Source organism: Aerosakkonema sp. BLCC-F183 (assembly GCF_041929145.1).
Classification (GTDB): Bacteria; Cyanobacteriota; Cyanobacteriia; order Cyanobacteriales; family Aerosakkonemataceae; genus Aerosakkonema.
In genome coordinates, this window is sequence record NZ_JBHFNU010000049.1 from 236,434 (window position 1) to 242,792 (window position 6,359).

General features: G+C 43.0%; 5 protein-coding genes and 1 CRISPR repeat array. Of the genes, 4 read left to right on the forward strand and 1 reads right to left on the reverse strand.

The features are described 5' to 3' along the window. The first annotated feature begins 44 nt into the window (after positions 1 to 44). Positions 45 to 593, forward strand: coding sequence for a DUF4359 domain-containing protein (locus tag ACE1CD_RS15185; protein ID WP_374795583.1), 549 nt, complete (start codon positions 45 to 47; stop codon positions 591 to 593). 13 nt (positions 594 to 606) lie between these two features. After that, positions 607 to 1,162: direct repeats of the CRISPR family, unit length 37 nt; unit sequence GTTTCCATTCTACTAATTGTCTCCTGCGAGAGGAGAC. A 384-nt stretch (positions 1,163 to 1,546) separates the two neighbouring features. Here ACE1CD_RS15185 and ACE1CD_RS15190 read toward each other — a convergent pair. Beyond that, positions 1,547 to 2,722 carry a helix-turn-helix transcriptional regulator gene (locus tag ACE1CD_RS15190; protein ID WP_374825187.1) on the reverse strand — a complete coding sequence of 392 codons (1,176 nt, stop codon included), beginning with the start codon at positions 2,720 to 2,722 and terminating at the stop codon, positions 1,547 to 1,549. Positions 2,723 to 2,854: 132 nt separating this feature from the next. On the opposite strand from ACE1CD_RS15190, the gene ACE1CD_RS15195 reads away from it, so the two are divergent. The 3 genes from ACE1CD_RS15195 (at position 2,855) to cas1 (ending at position 6,132) form a co-directional block, all read left to right on the forward strand. Beyond that, positions 2,855 to 4,489: a hypothetical protein gene (locus ACE1CD_RS15195; protein ID WP_374825189.1), complete on the forward strand. Its 1,635-nt coding sequence runs from the start codon at positions 2,855 to 2,857 to the stop codon at positions 4,487 to 4,489. Positions 4,490 to 4,629: 140 nt separating this feature from the next. Next, positions 4,630 to 4,905, forward strand: a complete 276-nt coding sequence (gene csx18, locus ACE1CD_RS15200; protein WP_374796409.1) for a CRISPR-associated protein Csx18 — start codon at positions 4,630 to 4,632, stop codon at positions 4,903 to 4,905. Positions 4,906 to 5,139: 234 nt separating this feature from the next. Continuing rightward, positions 5,140 to 6,132, forward strand: coding sequence for a CRISPR-associated endonuclease Cas1 (cas1, locus tag ACE1CD_RS15205; RefSeq protein ID WP_374825191.1), 993 nt, complete (start codon positions 5,140 to 5,142; stop codon positions 6,130 to 6,132). The last annotated feature ends 227 nt before the right edge of the window (positions 6,133 to 6,359 follow it).

Sequence of the window (6,359 nt, forward strand, 5' to 3'; positions counted from 1 at the left end):
TATAATATAGCGAAACAAAATCAGTTAAGCTTTTAATAAAACTTATGCCTGAAGGCCCAGAAGCAACAGAATTTTCCCCATCACAAACAGCTAACGACGCCACAGAAATTAGAGAAACAGCAATTCAATTACAAACAAATGTTGTTTTACAGAAAATAGAACTGTTAACTCTCTGGGCAAAGAAGTTGGTTGCGGCTGTTGCAGTTGGCTCCCTCCTAAGCATAATGGCTGCCAGCAATCCTTCCAAAAGTGAATATATTGATTTTGCGTCCGATCGACTTAGTAACCTAGTAGAACAACAGTTAGACTCTGTAGAAGTTTGTAATAACCTACATGGAAATAACTTTTTTAATAGGAATATATGTGAAAATTTATTGGAAGTGGCTAAAGTGTTAGTGGGCATTTCAGCCCATGAAAAGCTAGAATCGCTGATTGATAGCGTTACATTAAGGCATAATTTTATCTTTTTTTCTATCTACGAATCAAATCTGGGTAGGCTGAAACAATCTGACCCTACGCAGATAACTCAAATTAAAACTTTAGGAGCTTTTGGAAATTTTTGGACTTTTAAAATTTCTAAGGGAAATAGTTAAATTTGATTTGATAGTTTCCATTCTACTAATTGTCTCCTGCGAGAGGAGACAAGCTTCTGTCATTTCTTTGATTATCTGGTCTTTGGTTTGTTTCCATTCTACTAATTGTCTCCTGCGAGAGGAGACTTGCCGACATCCGAATGGGGACTCGTCGCGATGCGGGTTTCCATTCTACTAATTGTCTCCTGCGAGAGGAGACACTTGCCCCCATCCATGCCCAACTCGTCCCCGTGTGTTTCCATTCTACTAATTGTCTCCTGCGAGAGGAGACGGAACGGCGCAATTTCATTTGTGTGTTCCCAACTTTATAGTTTCCATTCTACTAATTGTCTCCTGCGAGAGGAGACTTATTAGTAGAACTTCTTTTAACTTTTAAAACAGTCATTGTTTCCATTCTACTAATTGTCTCCTGCGAGAGGAGACTCGTTCTGGAGAACGTCCCAAATCTCCTTAGTCAGGTTTCCATTCTACTAATTGTCTCCTGCGAGAGGAGACTTTCGACGACCATATTAGACGGATCTCTATCTAATGGGTTTCCATTCTACTAATTGTCTCCTGCGAGAGGAGACTCTGCCATCTGAAAGCCTTTGCAGTAGAGGCTCGGAGAAGCAAAATTCGTGAACCTCTTCTGAAAGTTCATTTCAGCCATTGGAGATCGGTCTGAAAAGCCAGATCGACAAAAGCTTTTTAAGCTAGAAGTATTGCCTTGTCAAGGTTCTGGCGTTTTTCGTGAATCTCCTGGGGATTTTACCCCCGCTTCGGTTCACGAAAATTTGGCTTGCTAATCTGATTATACTGCTGATGAGCAACAGCACTTCTACATTAAGCCCCATTCTCAACAAGATGTGAAGAATCAGGTTTATTGACGAAAAATATAGGATTTCAGCTTTGAGCAGTTGCAACAAGCAAAGGCGATCGCCCTGGTGCAAGAGATAAGATAAGAGATATTTGCGCTAAGTGTACCGTTTGAGCAAAGCTTTGGCAGCTTGGCGATGTTTTTCGACTAACTCAGGTGGCGATATTACTTGTGCGCTGTTCGTATGTCGATGAATCCACAAACTGAATTCGGAAAGAGAACGAGGCGGTAATTCAATTGTATAAATTACATAAGCTAGTTCGCCAGTTCTACTATCTTTTGGCCCTAAAGTGACTTTTTGTTTGTGATGACGGCATTCGCCTTCTAAAATGAAAGGGATTACTGGTGGGAAAAAATGCACTTTTATTTTGACTAAGTTCAACGTTCCTTCTAATTCCGCTTTCTGTTCGTCGGCTTCTCCCAGAAAAAGACCCCAGCCATTTTCTAGCAGTTGGTGAGCTTTGCTTAAGCTTTGTTGCTGTGCTGCTAAGCCGCGTCCGCAGGGGGTAATAATTTGGCAATAATCTTTAAAACGATTTACTCGCCCGATCGCTAAGTGGTTGTTAGTACAATCTTCATAAATAAGATACCAAGCAATATCATAATAAATTAACTGTAACGGCCAAACTTGGATAAGTCCAATTTTATTGTTCTGGTAGGGGGCGCTGTGTCGATAAAGTTCGATCGCCTGACCTTGACTGATGGCTTGTTCGACTGTATCTAGCTGGTGAAATAAGTTATCCTGGTTTTTACCTTTAGCCATCATTTCTTCTGGGTCGGTGTAATTGATGGCACGATTTAAATGCTGTCTGACTGGGTAAAAAAATTGTCCTTTTAGTTCTAAGTTTAATCCGCGCAGTCGTTTGCTGAGTGTTTGATAAATGCGTTTCGTTTGAGGATTGCCTTGATATTTAGCAGCAGATGCTATGGCTTCAAAGGCTACTCGCAATTCCTCTCTACTCATAACACCAGTACCGAGATAATAGCCTTGGCGATACATTCGCTGTTCGAGTATACCATAACGTCGCAAGGTTTCTAAATCTTTGCGAATCGTGGGGATGGAATAATTGCAAAGTTCGATATTGAGGTCGCGGGCTATTTGCAATAAGCTATTCTGCACTTGGGCTAGGGCGTCGTGATGTGCATCTGTTGGCGATGAGTCTTCGTCTTTGCAGCCTACGCCTGGGTGTTGGATGAGGGTGGCGATGAGTAGCATTAAGCGATCGAACGTTGGTAAATCCGAGTAGGGGTGTAGAGTGGGTTTTTTGGCCATGTGCTGATGTCAAGTAAAAGCCAATATCGATCGCGCTGTTTTCAGAGTTAGGCAATTGCGCCCAGCGCTGGCGTTGCAGGCTATTTGATTTAATTTGATGGATATTGTGAGTTTATCGTATTTCGGGAATAAGTGCTGTTAAGTTCGATGAAGGATGAGTTCGATCGCCTATTGGCTGAAAAAATGAAGACTAGCACGCAACTGGAACTAAATCGCGTCGATACTTTAATTATTACGGTTGGCACTCGTCAGGTGGGCTGGCGCTGCGAAGATGGGGTGGTGCGTTGCTTTGGCGCGGATGGCGATCGCGGTCATCCACCGCACATTAACGAATTATACCGCGAGTTGGGCGTGCAACGAGGTTATTATCAAGATAAGCAGCAGTTTGCTTGGGGCGTGCGGGATTTGGGGGAACGGTATTACGATCGCTGTCAGAAATTGCTGGGTGGGGATTTTAGTTCGGTTGTCTTATTATTGGATGAGAAGATTATTGCCGATTGTGTCGCTAAGGGTTTGCAACAGATTATTTTGTGGGCGACAGATCAGCCGGAAAGTGTGGCTTGGAATTACCGACGGGCGGATACTTTATGGTTGGCAATGTTGATGCAGGGGAAGATTGAAGCTACTTGGAAAGAAGTCAAGGTAGAGGTTTTTCACCCTGTTATTAATGCTAACGATCGAGAAGCTATCCGCGAAGAATTTGAGGGTTTTATTCTACATTTTGCATTGGAGAAAATGAAGGGGATGCCTGGGGATGAGGCGTCACAGTTTGTGTTGGCGATCGAGAATAAAGGGGCGACTCCCGCCATCGCGGAAAGTTTGGAGATTTGTGCGGCGGCTTTGGTGCGGCAATGTCAGGTGATTAACGCTACACCGCAGGAACCGCAACCGCTTTATCGGGAGGTTGCCGATCAGCATTTGTCTGCTTGTGCGGCAGAGAAATACGATTTTATCCCTGTTAGTTCTTATTTTTGGCCGTTGGAGCGATCGCGCATTATTTCGGCTTGGGAACGGGGGGATTTTTTGGAGGCGAAACTTTGGTTGCAAGCGCATCAAAATCGCCATAAGTTATTATACCAGTTGGCGGGATGTTTGGCACTGTCAACTAATTGGGAAATTGTAAAATTTTTGCACGACCCAAATTTTGAGAGGGGTTGGTTATTTGCTAATGCGTTAAGTAGTTTGGCGAGTAAGGAACAAATCGAGACGTGGCGAACGCGGTTGTTGGAGTTGCGTAACGATAAGTTGGGTCAAGTTTGGGAAAGTTGTTTTTTGATTGAGTTGCAGTTGCAAAGGCAAAATTATACAGCGGCTTTTACGCAATTTTCGCAAACTTTGGAACGGTTACTTTACGTTCGCAGTCAAACGGAAGATTGGATCGGTAAGGGATTGATTAAGCCGAAGCCAGATTTGATTCATTTGGGGAAAGATTACGACCCCAGTTTTAAGGAATTGACTGATGCTTGGATTAGTTTGTCAAAGTTAAGACAGACGGATAAGATGGTTTCGCTTTTAAAAGCGATTCGCCAACAGCGCAATCAAATTGTTCACAAAGCCGAACCGTTAACTTTGTCGCAATTGCAAAATGTTTGGGCGAATAATGGTTTTCCGGTGCGGGTGACATCGGATTATCGGGAAATGGAAAAGATGATGGTAGATGTGTTGAAAAAAGTGTGCGATCGCTGTTTTCAAATTCCAGAGAAAACTTTATTGGGTTCTCTTTATGAGTGGGGATTGAAAGTTTTGCGATCGGAATCGGAATTGTAAGGTTTGTCAAGGAACTGTAGGTTGGGTTGAGCGATAGCGAAACCCAACATTTGTTGGGTTTCCTGGCGTCAACCCAACCTACGAAAACTGAATTGTAAGGTTTATCAAGTTTTTGTTCAATTTTGTTCTAGGAGGTAAAAATGCGAAATTTCATTTCTCGCAGTGGTTTCGTGCGGAATTTGGCGGTAGCGATTGTTAATGGTGGCATCACTTTAATTATTTTGCTGATTGCTCCTTTGGGGCTAGCTGCGGTGATTTTTAATACACTGTTAGTGGTGCTGGGTAGCTTTGTGACGGGGACGGTTGCTGATAGGGTAGTAGGATTTTTAACGCCATCTCAACAAGCAGAGTTGCTGCGTCGATCGCAGTTGGGTCAAATTCGCCAGCGGGATGTTGATGATATTGAGAGGTTTTGATACAAATGGGTAATAGGGTAATAGGAAAAAACTAAATCTACTACCTATTACTTATTACCTATTACCTACTAGACTCTTTGGCATTTATGGGGAAAGATGTTCGTTACTGTTACAGTTGATTGCGATCGGTGGGTTACGGCACGGGAACTAAATTATCGATTGAAACTGCTGAAATTATCGCCCGTGCCTAACCCACCCTACGATTAGATAACTACCAATAACAAATGACTGATAATGCCAACACTCTACGTTTCTCAACAAGGTTGTTACCTCAATCTCCAGCAGGAAAATTTAATCGTGAAAAAAGGAGAAGATGTTTTGGGTGAGGTGCAATTACCGCTGCTGGAATTGGTATTGATTTTTGGTAAATCGCAAGTTAGCACCCAGGCGATTCGCGCTTGTTTGTGGCGGAATATTCCCATTGCTTATTTGTCGCGGATGGGTTATTGTTATGGTAGGATTTTACCGATTGAAAGGGGATATCGCCAACTGTCTCGCTATCAGCAGGAAATCGCACCAGTTGACCGATTGCTGGTAGCCAGAAAAATTGTAGTAGCGAAGTTGAAAAATAGTCGGGTAATTTTGCAAAGACAGCAGCGCAGACAAGCTTCTGAAACTATTTCCTTTGCCATTCAAAGTTTGGAATATCTCATTTCTAAAGCAGCAGAAGCTGATAGCATTCAGCGGTTAATGGGTTTTGAAGGTGCGGGTGCGGTGCAGTATTTTTCCGCTTTCGGAGAGTGTATTAATAGTTCCGAATTTGTGTTCGCAGGTCGTTCTCGCCGTCCGCCGGGAAATCCAGTGAATGCAATGCTGAGCTTTGGCTATCAAATTCTCTGGAATCATTTGTTGAGTTTGATAGAAATTCAGGGACTCGACCCATACCAGGCTTGTTTGCATCAGGGTACAGAACGCCATGCCGCGCTTGCTTCCGATTTAATTGAAGAGTTTCGCGCACCGCTGGTAGATTCGCTGGTATTGTATTTGGTAAATCGGCGGATGATGGATGAAAATAATGATTTTGTTTATCGCGATGGGGGATGTTTTTTGAATGAATCTGGCAGACCAAAATTTTTGAATGCTTTTGTACAGCGGATGGAAGAGGAAATTGAAACTGATGGGGGAGAAAAACAACCAAAGTGGGATTTACTAATGAAGCAAGTCAAGGCTTTTAAGCAGTTTGTTTATCATCCGGTTGGGGGTTATCAGCCTTATCAAATTCGGTAGTGGGTAGTCTCACATCTTGCACCAGCGTTAGAAACCGGGTTTCTCGCATAAGCGTCAAGCTCAAAACCTATGAGCTTTCTACTACCTACTAACCCAAGTTGCTAGTTATAAGATTCGGGCTGATTTTTGGTATGTTGTTGCGCTTTAGCGCTCTTATTACCGCTCGGGTAAGAGCGCTGAAGCGCAACAACATACCTTTATACAAATAACTAGCAACTTGCGTTACT